At 73.8% G+C, this 15,593-nt stretch carries 16 protein-coding genes; 5 read left to right on the forward strand and 11 right to left on the reverse strand.

Translation table 11 applies throughout. The annotated features are described in order from the left end of the window. Window positions 1-27: 27 nt before the first annotated feature. Window positions 28-876 carry a shikimate dehydrogenase gene (locus tag IG63_RS0104675; protein ID WP_030483221.1) on the reverse strand — a complete coding sequence of 283 codons (849 nt, stop codon included), beginning with the start codon at window positions 874-876 and terminating at the stop codon, window positions 28-30. Continuing rightward, window positions 873-2,237: an MFS transporter gene (locus IG63_RS0104680; RefSeq protein ID WP_030483222.1), complete on the reverse strand. Its 1,365-nt coding sequence runs from the start codon at window positions 2,235-2,237 to the stop codon at window positions 873-875. Before IG63_RS0104680 ends, IG63_RS0104675 begins: the two co-directional genes overlap by 4 nt. 97 nt (window positions 2,238-2,334) lie before the next feature. Between IG63_RS0104680 and IG63_RS0104685 the strand changes: the two genes are divergently transcribed. Beyond that, on the forward strand, window positions 2,335-3,381 hold the full coding sequence (locus tag IG63_RS0104685) for a LacI family DNA-binding transcriptional regulator (protein ID WP_030483223.1): 1,047 nt from the start codon (window positions 2,335-2,337) through the stop codon (window positions 3,379-3,381). A 98-nt stretch (window positions 3,382-3,479) separates the two neighbouring features. On the opposite strand, the gene IG63_RS0104690 is transcribed toward IG63_RS0104685, so the two are convergent. Beyond that, window positions 3,480-4,541, reverse strand: a complete 1,062-nt coding sequence (locus IG63_RS0104690) for a YihY/virulence factor BrkB family protein (RefSeq protein ID WP_051706147.1) — start codon at window positions 4,539-4,541, stop codon at window positions 3,480-3,482. A gap of 33 nt (window positions 4,542-4,574) precedes the next feature. Between IG63_RS0104690 and IG63_RS0104695 the strand changes: the two genes are divergently transcribed. Continuing rightward, window positions 4,575-5,264: an AzlC family ABC transporter permease gene (locus IG63_RS0104695; RefSeq protein ID WP_030483225.1), complete on the forward strand. Its 690-nt coding sequence runs from the start codon at window positions 4,575-4,577 to the stop codon at window positions 5,262-5,264. Continuing rightward, window positions 5,261-5,572: an AzlD domain-containing protein gene (locus IG63_RS0104700; protein WP_030483226.1), complete on the forward strand. Its 312-nt coding sequence runs from the start codon at window positions 5,261-5,263 to the stop codon at window positions 5,570-5,572. Before IG63_RS0104695 ends, IG63_RS0104700 begins: the two co-directional genes overlap by 4 nt. Here the strand turns inward: IG63_RS0104700 and IG63_RS22000 are convergent. Continuing rightward, entirely contained in the window at window positions 5,565-6,188 is a 624-nt protein-coding gene (locus IG63_RS22000; protein WP_030483227.1) for a class F sortase, read from the reverse strand. The two genes, IG63_RS0104700 and IG63_RS22000, sit on opposite strands and share 8 nt — an antisense overlap. 12 nt (window positions 6,189-6,200) lie before the next feature. Next, the gene (locus IG63_RS0104710; RefSeq protein ID WP_036194400.1) at window positions 6,201-6,911 is read right to left on the reverse strand and encodes a CHRD domain-containing protein; all 711 of its coding nucleotides are present in this window, start codon (window positions 6,909-6,911) and stop codon (window positions 6,201-6,203) included. Between the two features lie 164 nt (window positions 6,912-7,075). Here IG63_RS0104710 and IG63_RS0104715 point away from each other — a divergent pair, with 164 nt between their 5' ends. Both IG63_RS0104715 and IG63_RS0104720 read left to right on the forward strand, forming a co-directional pair. Next, window positions 7,076-7,660: a sigma-70 family RNA polymerase sigma factor gene (locus tag IG63_RS0104715; protein ID WP_030483229.1), complete on the forward strand. Its 585-nt coding sequence runs from the start codon at window positions 7,076-7,078 to the stop codon at window positions 7,658-7,660. Beyond that, complete coding sequence (locus IG63_RS0104720) at window positions 7,644-8,369, forward strand: hypothetical protein (RefSeq protein WP_030483230.1); 726 nt, start codon at window positions 7,644-7,646, stop codon at window positions 8,367-8,369. The genes IG63_RS0104715 and IG63_RS0104720 overlap by 17 nt, the downstream gene beginning before the upstream one ends. Before the next feature lie 88 nt (window positions 8,370-8,457). On the opposite strand, the gene IG63_RS0104725 is transcribed toward IG63_RS0104720, so the two are convergent. The 6 genes from IG63_RS0104725 to IG63_RS0104750 form a co-directional block, all read right to left on the reverse strand. Further along, window positions 8,458-9,498 (reverse strand): lysylphosphatidylglycerol synthase domain-containing protein, encoded by a 1,041-nt coding sequence (locus IG63_RS0104725; protein WP_245604326.1) that lies wholly within the window; start codon window positions 9,496-9,498, stop codon window positions 8,458-8,460. Then, window positions 9,474-10,436 (reverse strand): calcium/sodium antiporter, encoded by a 963-nt coding sequence (locus tag IG63_RS0104730; protein WP_030483232.1) that lies wholly within the window; start codon window positions 10,434-10,436, stop codon window positions 9,474-9,476. The genes IG63_RS0104725 and IG63_RS0104730 overlap by 25 nt, the downstream gene beginning before the upstream one ends. A gap of 6 nt (window positions 10,437-10,442) precedes the next feature. After that, on the reverse strand, window positions 10,443-12,095 hold the full coding sequence (locus IG63_RS0104735) for an alpha/beta hydrolase (protein WP_157210018.1): 1,653 nt from the start codon (window positions 12,093-12,095) through the stop codon (window positions 10,443-10,445). A gap of 10 nt (window positions 12,096-12,105) precedes the next feature. Beyond that, window positions 12,106-13,374 (reverse strand): arginine deiminase, encoded by a 1,269-nt coding sequence (locus IG63_RS0104740; RefSeq protein WP_030483234.1) that lies wholly within the window; start codon window positions 13,372-13,374, stop codon window positions 12,106-12,108. Window positions 13,375-13,404: 30 nt separating this feature from the next. Further along, complete coding sequence (locus IG63_RS0104745; RefSeq protein WP_030483235.1) at window positions 13,405-14,856, reverse strand: basic amino acid/polyamine antiporter; 1,452 nt, start codon at window positions 14,854-14,856, stop codon at window positions 13,405-13,407. 304 nt (window positions 14,857-15,160) lie between these two features. Continuing rightward, window positions 15,161-15,556, reverse strand: a complete 396-nt coding sequence (locus tag IG63_RS0104750) for a hypothetical protein (protein WP_030483236.1) — start codon at window positions 15,554-15,556, stop codon at window positions 15,161-15,163. Between the last annotated feature and the right edge of the window lie 37 nt (window positions 15,557-15,593).

The following is a 15,593-nucleotide window of genomic DNA, read 5'->3' on the forward strand; positions in this document are numbered from 1 at the left end:
CGCGACGCCCCACCGTCGTCGAGACGGTCAGCCGGTGAGCTGCTCGAAGTGGCGCTGCACGCGCCCGGCGTCGGCGGGACGGCCGGTGAAGAGCTCGAAGGCCCCCACCGCCTGGCCCACGGCCATCGCGCCGCCCGGCAGCACCCGGCAGCCCCGCGCGCGGGCCAGCGCCACCAGCTCGGTCTCGAGCGGGAAGTAGACGACGTCGGAGACCCAGGTGCCCGGCCGGACGAGGTGCGCGGGCACCGGAAGCCCGGGGTGGCCGTGCATGCCGACGGGGGTGGCGTTGACCAGCCCCTCGGCCCGCGCCGTCTCCGACTCCAGGTCCCCCACCACGCTCACGCGGTCGTCGCCGAAGCGCTTGCCCAGCCGTACGGCGCACGCGTGGGCCCGCTCGGCGTCCTGGTCGTGCACCGCGACGTGCGCGACGCCGTGCTCGAGCAGGCCGTAGCCGACGGCGACCCCGGCGCCACCCGCCCCCACCAGCACCGCCCGGTCCCCCACGGTGTCGGGCAGCAGCCGCGCGAGCCCGGCGCCGTACCCGGTGGCGTCGGTGTTGTGGCCGACCCGGCGCCCCTCGCGCAGCACCACCGTGTTGACCGCGCCGAGGTCGGCAGCGGCGTCGGAGAGGTCGTCGAGCAGCGGCACCACGGCCTGCTTGTAGGGGTGGGTGACGTTGAGCCCGGCGAGCCCGAAGCGCTCGGCCCAGGTCAGCACCTCGGCCAGGTCGTCGGCGCCGAGCCCGTGCACCTCGGCGTCGAGGAGCCGGTAGGTCAGCGCGAGACCCTGCTCGCGGCCCTCGCGCTCCTGCATCGCCGGCGTGAGCGACCGGGCGATGCCGGAGCCCACGAGCGCGAGGGCGTAGGAGTCGCTCACCCGACACCGACCGCGGGACGGGCGGCCGGCCGCAGGCCGACCTCGGTGGTCGGGACCGTGTGCGTGGCCTTCGGGCCGGTGAGCACGGCGACCGCGGAGATCAGGCAGGCGCTCACGGCGAAGGCCGCGACCCGCCACCAGTTGTCGGCGTCGCCGCCCATCAGCGCGCTGGCGATGGTGGGCGTGAAGCCGGCCAGCGCGAAGCCGAACTGGGTGCCGATGGCCATGCCGGAGAGCCGCACGGTGGTCGGGAAGTACTCGGCGTACGTCGCGGGCCACACGGCGTTGGGCATGGAGTAGACGACGCCGGCGAGCGCGACGCCGAGCGCGAAGGTCAGCGGCTCGTTGCCGGCCCGGATCGCGCCGAGGAAGGCAGTGACCAGGACGGCGCTGCCGAGCAGTCCGGTGAGGAAGACCGGCTTGCGGCCGACCTTGTCGGAGAGCATCGCCCAGAAGGGGATGATCGCGATGGCGACGAGGTTGGCCACGATGGCCAGCCACAGCATGAAGCTGTTGGAGAAGCCGATGCCGTAGTCGTCGGACGTCGCGAAGTTGAGCGCGAAGACCTGGAACATCGTGTTGACCATGGCGATGAAGGCGGCGAAGAAGACCCGCAGCACCGCGGCCTTGTGGTCGGCGAAGAGCTCCGAGAGCGGGGCCCTGCGCACCTCGGCCTCCTCGACCTCGTCCTGGAAGGACGGCGTCTCGTCGAGCTTGAGCCGGATCACCATGCCGACCACGAAGAGCAGCGCGGAGAGCAGGAAGGGCACCCGCCAGCCCCAGCTGAGCAGCGCCTCCTCGGGCAGCACGGCGGCGAGCGGCAGGAAGACCGCGGGGGCGAGCACCTGGCCGCCCTGGGTGCCGCTGAGCGTCCAGCTGGTGAAGAAGCCACGGCGGTCGTCGGGGGCGTGCTCGAAGGACATCGAGTTGGCGCCAGCCTGCTCGCCGGCGGCGGAGAGGCCCTGCATCAGCCGCAGCAGCACCAGCAGCGTGGGCGCCCACAGCCCGATCTGCTCGTAGGTCGGCAGGCAGCCGATCAGGAAGGTCGCGATGCCCATCAGCATCAGGCAGCCGACCAGGATGGTCTTGCGGCCGAGCCGGTCACCGATGTGGCCCATCAGGAAGGACCCGAAGGGGCGGGCGACGTAGGCCACGCCGAAGGTGGCGAAGGCCGCGATCGTGGCAGCGGAGTCGTTGCCCTCGGGGAAGAAGATCTGGGGGAAGACCAGCGCGGCGGCGGTGCCGTAGATCGCGAGGTCGTAGTACTCCAGGGCACTGCCGGTCCAGGCGGCGACGGCCGCGCGCTTCGGCGTACGTCGGTCCTGCTGGGCCGCGACGTCCGCGGCGGTGTGGCTGCTCATGTGGTCCTCCTTGATGAGTGACCGTGACGCTAGGAGTGGCGTCCGTCACATGGCAACCGGTTGCCAAAATTTGCCAGACCGGTGCCACGATGGCCGGATGAGCCCGCCCCCACCCCCGCGCAAGCGTCGCGCGACGATCACCACGGTCGCCGAGGCGGCCGGGGTCGCCCCGTCGACCGTGTCGCGCGCCTTCAGCAACCCTGGGCGGGTCAACCACGTCACCCGGGAGCACGTCCTGGAGGTGGCGGCCCGGCTCGGCTACTCCCCCGACCCGACGGCGCGCGCCCTCGGGACCGGTCGCACCGGCACGGTCGCGCTCGTCGTCCCCGACATCACCAACCCGTACTTCGCCGGGGTGGTCAAGGGCGCGGAGCGGGCGGCCGCCGAGGCGCGGCTGACCCTGGTGATCGGCGACTCGCAGGAGAGCCCCGCGCAGGAGGAGCGCCTGGTCGAGCGCCTCGGCCGGGCGGTCGACGGCTTCGTCATCATGGCCTCCCGGATGCCGGACGAGGCGCTGCGCCGCGCGGCCGAGCTCAACCCGCTGGTGCTGGTCAACCGGGCCGTCCCCGGCCTGACCAGCGTGGTCGCCGACTTCGCCAGCGGGACCCGCCAGATCGTCACCCACCTGGCCTCGCACGGCCACCGCTCCTTCGTCTTCCTGGGCGGTCCGGCCGAGTCGTGGTCGGGGGCCCAGCGCTGGATCGGCCTGCGCACCGCCGCCGAGGAGCTCGGCCTGAGCGCGACCCGCTTCGGGCCCTACACGCCCACGATGGCCTCGGGCCCGGCGGCCGCCGACGCGCTGCTGACCAGCGGCGCCACCGCCGTCGTGGCGCACAACGACGTGCTGGCCATCGGCGTGCTGCGGCGGCTGGAGGAGCGCGGCGTCCGCGTGCCGGAGCAGCTGAGCGTGGTCGGCTTCGACGACATCTTCGGCGCCGACTTCTGCCACCCGCCGCTCACCACGCTCGCCGAGCGCACCACCGAGGCCGGCGGCCGGGCGGTCGAGACCCTCGCCGCGCTGACCCGGCCCGGCGCCGTACCTGCCTCACCGGAGGCGCCGCCCGCCCCCGTCCGCGTGCTCCCCACCCAGCTCGTCGTACGCCACTCCTCCGGCCCCGCCCCCCGCCGAGAGGTCACTCCCTGACCGCCCAGAGGTCAGGGAATGACCGCCCAGAGGTCAGGGAATGACCGCCCACACGTCACTCCCTGACACACCCGTGTCAGGCAGTGACGTCTCGAGGGTCAGGGAGTGACCTCTCGGCGGTCAGGGAGTGACGTCTCGGCGGGTTGGTCGGGGTGGTCGGGCTCGTCGGAGTCGTCGGGCTCCCGGTGGGGTGGGGTGCCGAAGTCGACCGAGACCTCCTCGAAGCCCTTGTGGCGCTGGGCGCGGGCGTAGCTGGTGTAGGCGCGGCGGTCGGCCTCGGTGAGGTCGACGGAGTCGGTGAAGGGAGTCAGCAGCGCGCGGGGCCAGAGGCGGCGCACCAGCACGATGTTGAGCTCGATGCCGAGCACGGCGATCACCGAGGCGATGAAGATCAGGCCGACGAGGCCGAGGATGGCGCCGAAGGCCTGGTTGACCTGCGAGGTGCCCTCCGCGATCCGGTTGAGGTACGCCGCCGACGCCTGCTGCAGCACCTGCCACATCAGCGCGACGAAGAGCGCCCCCGGAACGGCGCTCTGCCACGGGTGGCTCCGAGCCGCGGCGAGCCGGAAGAGCAGCGTCATCCCGGCCGTGATGACCAGCGTCGAGGCGAGCACCACCAGCCAGTGGCCCACGGCGCCGAGGGCGTCGAGCCAGTCGGAGCGCTGGGCGATGATCGCGACCGCGCTGACGCCCAGCAGCGCGACCCCGGCGGCGAGCAGCACCACCAGGCTCTTCAGGCGCAGCAGGATCGGGTTGGGGCGGCTGTTGCGCGGCACCGACCAGGCGACGTTCATGGCGTTCTGGATCGCCGACCCCAGACCGATCGAGCCGTAGAGCGCGATGGTCGTGCTCAGCACGATGGTGGTGACCGAGCCGGTCAGTCCCTCCGGTGCACCGAGGTCCTGGCCGATGACGGGGAACTGCGCGAGCGCGGAGTCGAGCACCTGGGCCTCGAGCTCGGGGTTGCCCTGCAGCAGGAAGCCGAGGATCGAGGTGCCCAGGAGCAGCAGCGGGAAGATCGCGACGAAGGCGTAGTAGGTCATCATCGCGGCCAGGTAGTTGCCCTGGTCGTCGAAGAACTTGTAGAACACCGCGAGCGGCAGCCCGAGCACCGAGTGGCGACGCTGCGCGCGGTCGGCTGCCTGCACGATCCCCGCCACGGCGCCAACCTACCGCTCTGGGAGTCTGTGACCGTGGAGCCCGACGCCGTGGCCGCCGCTGACCGTGCGCGGCTGACCCGCACCGCCGTCGGCTTCGGGGTGTACGCCGCGGCCTTCGGCGCGACGTTCGGCGCGGTGTCGACCGGCTCGGGCCTCTCGCTCGCGCAGACGCTCGTGCTGAGCCTGGTGATGTTCACCGGCGCCTCGCAGTTCGCCTTCGTGGGCGTGGTCGCCAGCGGTGGCGCCCCGGTGGCGGGGGCGGCGGCGGCGCTGCTGCTCGGGGCGCGCAACGCCTTCTACGGCATCCCGGTCAGCCGGCTGCTGCGGCCGCGGGGCCTGCAGCGACTGCTCGTCGCCCACGCCACCATCGACGAGACCACGGCCATGGCGGTCGCGCAGCCGACCCCGCGACTGGGCCGCTTCGCCTTCTGGGCCACCTTCGGCTGGCTGTGCGCGCTGTGGAACCTCGGCACGCTGGTGGGCGCGCTCGTCGGCGAGGCGGTCGACCCGCAGGCGCTGGGGCTCGACGCCGCCGCCCCCGCCGTCTTCCTGGCGCTGCTCTGGCCGCAGCTGCGGCAGCGCGGCGCCGTGGCCGTGGCGGTGCTCGGCGGGCTGCTCGCCCTCGTGCTCATCCCGCTGGCCCCACCCGGCGTCCCCGTCGTGGCGGCCGCGGTGGTGGCCCTCGCCGCAGGGCTGCGCGGACCGGCGGAGGCGTCGTCGTGACCGCGCTCTGGGCCGGGCTCCTGGTGGCGGCGGTGGGCTCCTACCTGCTCAAGCTCGCCGGCGTCTCGCTCCCCGCGGCCGTGCTCGACCACCCGCGCGTACGCCGCGTCGCCGCGCTGCTGCCCGTGGCCATGCTGACCGCGCTGGTCGTCGTCGAGCTGCTCGACGAGGGCGGCCGGTGGGGGGCCGACTGGCGCACCGTGGCCGGCTTCGCCGCGGGCGTGGTCGCGCTGGTGCTGCGCGCGGGGGTGCTCACCGTCTTCGTCGTCGCCGTGGTCACGACCGCGGCGCTGCGCGCGCTCACGTGACCGGCACGGCGGTCACGATCCTGTTCTCGGTGTAGCGACCCGCCGCGTCGTCGTACGGCCCGGTGCAGGTGATCAGCCGCAGCACGTCGCCGGCGGTGGCGCCGAAGACCTGCTCGGTCGGGAAGGGCTGCTGCGGCACGTCGACCGCCTCGCGCACGGCGTACGTCGTCGCGCGGCCGTCGGCAGCGGTCAGCACCACCTCGTCGCCGGGACCCAGCTCGCGCAGCCCGGCGAAGACCGCGGGGCCGGTCTCGGAGTCGACGTGGCCCACGACGACGGTCGGCCCGCTCCCGCCGGGCCGACCGCCGCCGCTGAACCAGCCGACCCGCGCGGGGTCGGCCGGGACCTCGAGGCCGCCCTCGGCGGTGAGGCCGAGGTCGACCAGCTGCTCGCGCAGCCCGAGAGCCGGGATCTCGACCGACCGGGGCGGCGCGGGCGCCTGCTCCCAGGCGGCAGGCGCGCGCGACGCGCTCGGCGAGGGCGACGCGCTCGGCGAGGGCGCCGAGGGCGCGGCCTCGGGTCGCGCCGCGGGCGCCGGATCCGGCGCGGCGGGCGCCCCGCACCCCAGCAGCACCAGCAGGGCTGCCAGCAGCGGAGCGACCCGTCGCGCCGTCATCTCGTGCGCCGCTCAGGCGCGGACGCGGCGCAGCACCACCAGGCCGGCCACACCGGCGACGAGCGCCGCGGCACCTCCGGCCGCCGCGGTGGCGCTCACGCCACCGTCCTGCGCGGCGCCGCCCATGCCGGTGTCGACACCGCCGACGGGCATCGGGGTCAGCTGGCCGCGCACGGCGCCGGCGGCGTAGTCGGCCGTGTGGGTGTCGGCCGAGAAGCCGGCCGGGTCGGCCTCGATGTCGGCGAGGGAGAAGCCGGTGCCGGTGTCCTCACCGGTCTCCTCGTCGTCGAGGCCGGTGGTGAAGGGGCCCTGCAGGCAGCCGGACGAGGTCCGCTCGCCCTCACCCTGCGGGTTGGGGAAGGCGATCCGCGGCGGCCCGCCCTCGCCGGCGTTGGCCTGGTGCACGTGGGTGGCGGTCTTGGCCGGGCTCTCGTACTCCCCCGTCACGCCCTGCAGCGAGATGTCGTAGCAGATGATCTCCTCGTCGGAGTTGATCATGAAGCTGAAGCTGCCGCTCGCCCCCGGCTGCCCCTCCGCGGGGTTGCCCTCGGTGTCGATGATCGTGTCGGGCGTGGCGTTGACCGTGTAGGCGCTGGTGAAGGTCGCGGGGCGCTCGACCTCCGTCTCGGCGGCGGCGGGCGGTGCGCTCCACAGGGCGGCTGCCCCGGCGAGCGTGGTGGCGGCGGCCACCGCGGTGGGTCGCTTCCAGCGCGTCGTCGGCATCGACTCGTCCTCTCGTCGTGGGCCCCGGTGGTCGGCGCCTCACGAGGGGGTACGCCGCCGCACAGGGCCGCGTTCATCGCGGAGGCGATGAAACGCCGGTGCGCCCAGCGACGTACTACGGTGAGACGCGCGGCCCCGCGCGTCACGACACAGGAGGCCGCACCATGTCGACGGTCGCGATCGAGGGGGCGGTGATCGCGCTGGCGGACCGCACGCACCCGGCGCCGCCGGCACCCGACGGCTTCGACCTCGCGGCGGCCTGGCACGAGCACGGCCGGGTCCTGCTGGGGTACGCCGCCAACGCGCTCGGCGACCGCCAGGCCGCCGAGGACTGCGTGCAGGAGACCTTCGTGCGCGCCTGGGCGGCCCGCGACCGCTTCAGCGAGCGACGCGGCTCGGTGCGCACCTGGCTCTTCGCCATCGCGCGCAACGTCGTGGTCGACGCCGCCCGGGCCCGCGCCCGTCGCGCCACCCCCGTGACCGACGAGGGCGTGGCCCGGCTGCTGCCCCCGCAGCCCGGCGCCGAGGACCAGGTCGAGGCCCGCGTGGTGCTCGTCGAGGCGCTCGCCGGCCTCTCGCCCGAGCACCGCGAGGTGCTGGTCGCGGTCAAGCTCGACGGCCTGACCTACGCCGAGCTCGCCGAGCGCAACGGCGTACCCGTCGCCACGCTGCGGACCCGTGCCTACCATGCCCTGCGCGCCATGCGCGCGACCCTCGGGGAGGAGGAGACCGATGCCCACCACGCCTGAGCCGCGTCCCCGCAGCGACCGCGAGGCCGAGCTGATCGCCGCCGCGGCGGCCGGTGAGCTGAGCCCCGCCGAGGCCGAGGAGTACGCCGCCCTCGTCGCCGCCGACCCGGGTGCGGCCGCCGAGGCCGAGGAGATGCGCACGCTGCTGGCCCGCCTCGACGAGGTGCCGGTGCCGTGGGCCGAGCCGGTGCCGAGCCCGGAGCTGGCGGCGCGGGTGCTCGCGATCCCCGAGACCGAGCGGGAGGCCGCCCCGACGGAGTCCGGCCGCCGCTCGCGATTGGTCAGGTGGCTGCCGGCCGCGGCCGCCGCGGTCGTGCTGCTCCTCGTCGGCGGCGTCGCGGGTGCCGTGTTCGGCGGCCGCGACGAGCAGCCGCCGCAGGGTCCCCCCGGCACGCTGGGGGCGCTCGAGCCGATCGCCTTCGAGGACGAGCCCGACGGCGTCGACATCGAGGCCTCGCTGGTCGCGCACACCTGGGGCACCGAGACCGTGCTCGACATGGACGGCTGGACCGAGGGTGCCAGCTACCAGGTGCTGCTCGTCGGCAGCGACGGCGCGGTCGAGGACTCTGGCACCTTCCTCGGCTCCCAGGTGCCGATCGTGTGCCGGATGAACGCCGCGCTGCTGCGCGAGCAGGTCGACGTCGTCGAGATCCGCGACGACGACGGCCGCGTGGTCGCGCGCAGCGACGTGCCCGCGGTCTCCAGCTGACCCGCGCCCATCCGCCTGAGATGTCGTCATCTCGGGCGGATCGGCGTGCATCTCAGGCGGATCGGCGTGCATCTCGGGCGGGTCGGCGTCACCCGGAGGACCGGGAGCCGCGCCGCCAGTGGGCGACCGCAGCCAGACCCATGAGCACCGGGCCGAGCACCGTGAAGGTGCGCCAGACGGCGAGGGCGGCGAGGGTCGCGGCCTCGACCTCCAGGCCGCCGGCCTCGACGACGGCGGCCAGCACGAGCGCGTCGACGACGCCGAGCCCGGAGAAGGGGAAGAGCGTGAAGGGGTAGGCGAAGAGGTAGGCGATGGCGACGTCGAGCAGCGAGACCGCGTCGGCGCCGACCCCGACGAAGCGGAGCGCGAGCACCAGCATCGTCAGGTCGACCGCGAGCATCGCGGCGTACGCCAGCAGCGAGCAGGGGAAGCCGCGCTCGAAGTGCGACTCGACGTCGGTGCGGAAGCGGGCGCACGCCTCCGCCCAGTCGTGCTCCGCGACGTCGCGCCCCAGCCTGCGCACGAGCCGGGCCGCGGCGACCCCGGTGCGGCGCGCCAGCGGCTCGCTGCGCAGGACCAGGAGGATGCCGACGGTGATGCCGGCGGCGACCGCGATGCTGACCAGCTCGAACCAGCGCAGCCCGGGTGGGCGCGTGGCGACCGCGAGGAGCACGAAGCCGGCGAGTGGCGCCGCGAAGCGCACGATGTAGAAGGTCAGCGTGTTCATCACGGTGCCGGCGAGACCCTTGGCGACCGGCACGCCCCACGAGGCGAACATCGCGGTGCGCAGGGCCACGTCGCTCGGCGGCGGCGCGATCATCGACATCAGGATCGCGCCCAGGTCGTTCTGGGTGGCCCGCCAGGGCGAGACGCCCGGGATGAAGAGCGCGAGGGGCAGGGCGTTGAGCACCTGCCGCACCACGAGCAGCGCCAGCAGGTCGGGCACGTGCCAGGCGTCGAGGTGCCCCAGCGCGGAGCCGACGGCCGACCAGTCCACCGGGCCGGCCAGCCGCACCACCACGACCGTGATGACGACCGCGGCGGCCACCATCAGCAGGCGCCGCAGCCAGGCCGCCCGGGTCGGACGGCGCGCCGGCGGCGGCGTCACAGCCGGGTGCTCAGCAGCCACGTCAGGTAGCCGGCGTACGCCGCCAGCATCAGGCCGCCCTCGAGGCGGCTGAGTCGGGACCCGGTGAGGAAGAGCGGCAGGGCGACCAGGGTCGCGCCCACCATCAGCACCAGGTCGGCGTCGAGCACCTCGTCGGGCACGACCAGCCCACCCGGCACGGCGAGCACGGTGACGCCGAGCACCAGCGCGATGTTGTAGACGCTCGAGCCGATCACGTTGCCCACGGCCATCTCGGCGTTGCCGCGCAGCGTCGAGACCACCGTGGTGACCAGCTCCGGGGCCGAGGTGCCGAGCGCGACCACCGTCAGTCCGATGACCGCCTCGCTCACCCCGACCGCCCGGGCGCCGCCCACCGCCCCCTCCACCAGCAGCTCGGCGCCGAGCACGATGACCGCGATCGAGCCGAGCAGCAGCAGCGGGTCGAGCCGGGCCGCGCGGCCCGGAGCCTCGGGGAGCGAGGCCTCCGGCAACCCCACGGTGGTCGTCGACGGGGCACGCCTGGCCAGGACGACGACGGCCACGGTGTAGCCCGCGGCGGCGGCGACCATCAGCATGCCCTCGCCCGTGGTCAGCACGCCGTCCCGGGCCAGCACCCAGAGCAGCAGCGCGGCCGCGACCATGCAGGGCAGGTCGAAGCGCAGCGTGCGCCGGTCGAAGAGCACCGGCCGCAGCACCGCGCCGACGCCCAGCACCACCAGCAGGTTGACCAGGTTGGTGCCGACGATGTTGCCCGTCGCCAGGCCCGGGCTCCCCGACCGTGCGGCGTCGACGCCGATGGCCAGCTCGGGCAGGCTGGTGCCGACCGAGACCACGGTCAGTCCGATCACCATCGGCGGGATCCCCAGCCGCGTCGCGACCCGCGTGCCCGACCGCACCAGCACCTCGGCGCCGCCGAGCAGCAGCGCGAGCCCGGCGACCGCGGTGAGCAGGCTGAGCACCGGTGATCACCCGCCCCCGCCGGTGCGCCGCGACAGCTCCGCGAGGCGGTCCTCGGGCCAGTCGGTGCCGAGCACCTGGTCCCAGCCGTAGGCGTGCTGCCCGGAGAAGATGTGGCCGGTGCCCGGGGGCGTGCCGAAGCCGAGCGCGAGGTCGGCCGTGGTCTGCATGAAGGTGACGAAGGGGATCCAGGTCATCGCCCCGTCGACGTCCGGCCCGCGGGGCTCCTCGAGCCAGTCGGGACGCTGGTAGACCAGCCGCGGGCTCCACCAGGTGACGGGGTCGGAGGCGTGCTGCAGGTAGAGCACGCGGGTGCCGTCCCACGGCCCGTCGCCCGGGGGCTCCCCCCGGCTGGGGTCGAGGCTGAAGCGCACCGTCTCGCCCCCGCGGTAGACCGGCTCGATCTCCCGGCTGCCCGCGTCACGCCCGTCCACGAAGCTGCGGTAGAGCGGGTTGAAGATCGGGGGCCCGCTGAAGAGGGCGCCCGAGAGCCGGTTGGCCATGTCGACGTCGCCGCTGAAGGCGGCCTCGCCGCCGAAGGAGCCGAGGCTCTCGCCGGCGGCGTACAGCCTCGGGCGCTGGTCGGGCGGCAGCGCGCTCCACTCGCGGTAGACCGAGTCGAAGAGCGCGCGCCCGGCGTCGGTGGCCCGCTCCTCGTCGACCCACCACGAGAGCCACGACGGCAGGTGGGAGTACTGCATGCTCACGATCGCCGAGTCGCCGTCGGAGAGGTACTCGAAGGAGGTCGCGGCGCTGGGCTCGACCCAGCCGGTGCCCGTCGTGGTGACGACCAGCAGGTTGCGGCGCGCGAAGCCGCCTGCGCGCACGAGGTCCTCGACCGCGAGCTCGGCCCGGTCGCGCACGTCGGCGGCGTTGCCCACGCCGGCGTACACCCGGATCGGCTCCTCGGCCTCCGTGCCGGTCAGCCGGGAGATCCGGTCGGCGTCGGGGCCGCGACCCACGAAGTTGCGCCCCTCCCGGCCCATCCCGTCCCACTCCACGAGCGACTCCGCGCCGCCCGAGCGCAGCGGCGTCTCCGGCTGCACGACGCCCTGTCCGGTCAGCAGGTCGCCGACGCTGGCCGAGCGGTCCATCACCACGACCACCGCCCGCAGCAGCACCCCGCTGAAGACCGCGGCCGTCAGCACCACCACGAGGGTGAAGCCGATGGCCCGCGCGGCTCGGCGGCTGGTGTGGCGCTCGAGCCACGACGACGTACGCCGGTAGAGCGCGCGCAGCGCCCGGCCCAGTCCGACGAGCGCCGCGAAGGTCACCACCGCGACGACCGGCGTGAGCACCACGAGCAGCGGGTCGACCGGGTCGACGCCGATGAGCTCGCTGGACTGCCTGTTCCACACCACGCCCGCCACCAGCGCCAGCGGCGTGCCGACGGCGAGCGCCACCAGGTAGGCCCGCCAGGTCCGGGCAGAGGTCTCGCGCCGCTCGCGGTCGAGCAGCTCGCGCCCGAGCGCCGCGAGGGCGACGGCGGCGCCGTACCCCGCGGCGGCGCTGGAGCCCGCCACGACGCCCTGGAAGAGCCAGCCGCGCGGGAGCAGCGACGGTGTGAAGGAGAGGAGGGCCAGGGCCGTGCCGAGCCACAGGCCGACCACGTCGTAGCGCAGCGACGTGACGCCGCGACGCACCCGCTCGATCACCGGCACGACCGGCGCCTCAGAAGTCCACCGGCTCGCGGATGATTGGGCAGGTCATGCAGTGGCCGCCGCCGCGGCCGCGACCGAGCTCCGCGCCGACGATGGTGATCACCTCGATCCCCGCCTCGCGCAGCAGCGAGTTGGTCAGGGTGTTGCGGTCGTAGGTGAAGACGACACCGGGCTCGAGCGCGACGGCGTTGTTGCCGCTGTCCCACTGCTGCCGCTCCGACTGGTAGACGTCGCCCCCCGTCTCGATGACGCGCAGCGCGTCCAGGCCGAGCGCCGCGGCCACCACGTCGACGAAGCGCTCGTCGCCGTGGTCGACGACCTCGATCCCGGGCGCCTGGTCGGAGGGCAGCAGCGTGAAGGTGTGCACCGCGTCCATGATCGTGGGGTAGAGCGTGACCACGTCGCGGTCGGCGAAGGTGAAGACGGTGTCGAGGTGCATGGCGGCCCGCAGCTTCGGCATCCCGGCCACGACGACCCGCTCGGCGCCGCCCTGGGCGAAGAGCGCGGCCGCCACCTGCGTGATGGCCTGCCGGGAGGTCCGCTCGCTCATGCCCATCAGCACCACGCCGTTGCAGACCGGCATGATGTCGCCGCCCTCGAAGGTCGCCTGGCCCCACTCGCGCTCGGGGTCGCCCCACCAGACCGTGGAGCCCACGAAGTCGGGGTGGAAGTCGTAGATCGCCTTGTAGAGCAGGGTCTCGTCCTTGCGGGCCGGCCAGTAGAGCGGGTTCATCGTCAGCCCGCCGTAGAGCCAGCAGGTGGTGTCGCGGGTGTAGAGCGTGTTGGGCAGCGGCGGCAGCAGGTACTCGCGGGCCCCGGTCGACTCGCGGACCATCGCGACGTGCGGTGTGCGGAAGTCCTCCGGCAGGTCCTGCGTGGCCATGCCGCCGATGAGCAGCTCGGCGAGCTGCGCCGAGGAGACCGACTCCAGGTAGGACCTCGTGCCGTCGACCAGGCCGAGGCCGACGTGGTTGGGCTCGATCTTGCGGTCGAGCACCCAGTCGCGGGCGCCGGGCACCTCGAGGGTCTGCGCGAGCACGTCGTGCAGCTCGACCACCTCGACGCCGCGCGTGGTCAGCTCGTCGACGAAGGCGGCGTGGTCGCGCTGGGCGTTCTCCACCCACATCACGTCGTCGAAGAGCAGGTCGTGGCTGTTGCTCGGCGTCAGCCGCCGGTGCGCCAGCCCCGGCGAGCACACCAGCACCTTGCGCAGCCGGCCGACCTCGGAGTGGACGCCGTACGCCGCCGAGGGCGCCGGGCTGGTCGAGGGAGTGGTCATGGGGGTTCCTTTCGGGGGTCGACGAGCGGGTCAGAGGGAGATGCGTCCGGTCACGAGCCCGGCCACGCCGGCGACCGCGCCGGCGACGATGACGGCACAGAGCACGGCCTCGGTGGGGGTGAAGAGCCGTCGTCCCTGCTCGCTGCGCGCCTTGACGTAGAGCAGCGTGAGCGGGGCCAGGATGACCGTGGAGAGCAGCAGGAACTCCAGCCCCGCCGCGACGAAGAGGAAGGCGGTGTAGCCGGTCGCGATGCCGGCGATGATCGCCTGCCGGCGCTGCACCGCGGGGTCCTCGCCCTCGTAGGTCTCGCCGGTCAGCGCCAGCTTCAGTGCGTACGCCGCCGCCAGGAAGTAGGGCACCAGCGACAGGCTGGTGCACAGGTCGAGCATGAAGTTGAGCGCGTCGGAGACGAACATCGTGAGCAGCAGCAGCGACTGGACCGCGATCGAGGTGACCACGAGCGCGGTGATGGGGGTGCCGTGGGCGTTCTCCCGGCCCAGGAACTCGGGCAGGTCGTCGCTGCGCGCCGGCATGTACATCACCTCGGCCGCCATCAGCGTCCACGCGAGGTAGGCGCCCAGCACCGAGACCACCACGGCCACGCTGATGAAGGTGCCGCCCCAGGGGCCGACCACCGACTCGAAGATGCCGACCATCGAGGGCTGCCGGGTGGCGGCGATCTCCTCGCGGGGCACCACGGCGTAGCTCGAGAGCGTGACCAAGGCGAAGATCGAGAGCACGCTGAGGAAGCCGAGCACGGTCGCGCGACCGACGTCCTCGCGGCGCCGGGCGTAGCGCGAGTAGACGCTGGCGCCCTCGATGCCGAGGAAGACGAAGGTCGTGATGATCATCGTGTTCTTCACCTGCTCGGTCATGCTGCCGAGGTCGCTGTAGGCCAGGAAGTTGTCGGCGAAGACGCCGGCGTCGAAGCCGACCAGCAGCACCAGGACGAAGACGAGGATCGGCAGCACCTTGAAGATCGTCACGACGCGGTTGATCACCGCGGCGTCGCGCACGCCGCGCGCGATCAGGGTGTGGAAGACCCACACGCCCGCGGTCGAGAGCACGACGGCGAGCAGGGTGTCGCCGTCGCCGAAGCCGTCGTGGAAGGCCCCGAAGGTGGCCATGATGAAGACCCAGTAGAAGGTGTTGCCGGCCACCGCACTGGCCCAGAAGCCGATCGCGGAGTTGAAGCCGGCGTAGTCGCCGAAGCCGGCCTTGGCGTAGGCGAAGACCCCGGAGTCGAGGTCGGGGCGCCGCATCGCGAGGTTCTGGAAGACGAGGGCCAGCATCAGCATGCCGGCCCCGGCGATCGTCCAGGCGATCAGCGCGCCGAGGACGCCGGTGGCGACGCCGAAGCGCGCCGGCAGCGAGAAGACGCCCGCGCCGACCATGCCGCCGACGACCATGGCCGTCAGCGTCGGGAGGCTCATCGTGGCCACGGCTGGGCCGGGCGACGGGGTCTCGGTGGGCGTGCTCATGCGCCCGGGGCGTTCGGGGGCGTGGGTGGGCTCGGTGCCATGGTGCGGGTCCCATCGGGCTCGGGGACCGCGGCTGCGGTCGGCGGGGATGACCGAGATCTGAGGAGGTCCGGCCTCACCTCTGCCCGGGGTCCGTGGCGTCGGACGGCGAGGCCCCCCGACGCCGTCACTGCCGTTGTACTACGCCCGGTCCCGACCCGCCAGGGCCCGGACGGGTCATCGTGGTGGCCCGTCCGGGCACGACGAAGGGCCCCGTCCGCCGGACGGGGCCCTCGTCGTGCTCAGTGGTGCGTGGTGCTCGCGCTCAGTAGCAGCGGACCTTGCCGACGCGCTGCTCGGTGCGGCGGTAGCTCGGGCTCTCCTTGATGACGAGGCGGTAGGCCGCGCCGCACTTGCCACGGAAGGTGAAGCCGAACTTGCCGTTGCTGCGGGCCGAGCGCTCACCGGTCATGGTGCGCCACTTCGGCTTCTTGGCGGTGCGGACCTGCAGGTAGACGGCGTGGCCCTTGGCCTTGGTCAGCCGGCCCTTGGTGTAGAAGACGCCGTCGCGCGCGGTCTCCCCGCTCTGCAGGTAGGAGATGACGTGGCGCGGCTTGGCGCGGTCGGCGGTGCCCTCGGCGGCGTGCGCCGAGGTCATGAGCCCGGTCAGGCCGACGCTGAAGATCGCGACGAGCGCGACGAAGAGACGTGTGAATCGCAAGAGATCCCCCTCGAGATGGTGGACGTGGGGCCGCCTT

Origin of the sequence: Nocardioides aequoreus, from assembly GCF_000720335.1 — a bacterium.
GTDB lineage: Bacteria > Actinomycetota > Actinomycetes > Propionibacteriales > Nocardioidaceae > Marmoricola > Marmoricola aequoreus.

Bases quoted from the DNA above. Each gene is read 5' to 3' on its own strand.
- IG63_RS0104680 (WP_030483222.1), bottom strand. From the start codon at position 2,237: ATGAGCAGCCACACCGCCGCGGACGTCGCGGCCCAGCAGGACCGACGT.
- IG63_RS0104685 (WP_030483223.1), top strand. From the start codon at position 2,335: ATGAGCCCGCCCCCACCCCCGCGCAAGCGTCGCGCGACGATCACCACG.
- IG63_RS22000 (WP_030483227.1), bottom strand. From the start codon at position 6,188: ATGACGGCGCGACGGGTCGCTCCGCTGCTGGCAGCCCTGCTGGTGCTG.
- IG63_RS0104710 (WP_036194400.1), bottom strand. From the start codon at position 6,911: ATGCCGACGACGCGCTGGAAGCGACCCACCGCGGTGGCCGCCGCCACC.
- IG63_RS0104715 (WP_030483229.1), top strand. From the start codon at position 7,076: ATGTCGACGGTCGCGATCGAGGGGGCGGTGATCGCGCTGGCGGACCGC.
- IG63_RS0104720 (WP_030483230.1), top strand. From the start codon at position 7,644: ATGCCCACCACGCCTGAGCCGCGTCCCCGCAGCGACCGCGAGGCCGAG.
- IG63_RS0104740 (WP_030483234.1), bottom strand. From the start codon at position 13,374: ATGACCACTCCCTCGACCAGCCCGGCGCCCTCGGCGGCGTACGGCGTC.
- IG63_RS0104745 (WP_030483235.1), bottom strand. From the start codon at position 14,856: ATGAGCACGCCCACCGAGACCCCGTCGCCCGGCCCAGCCGTGGCCACG.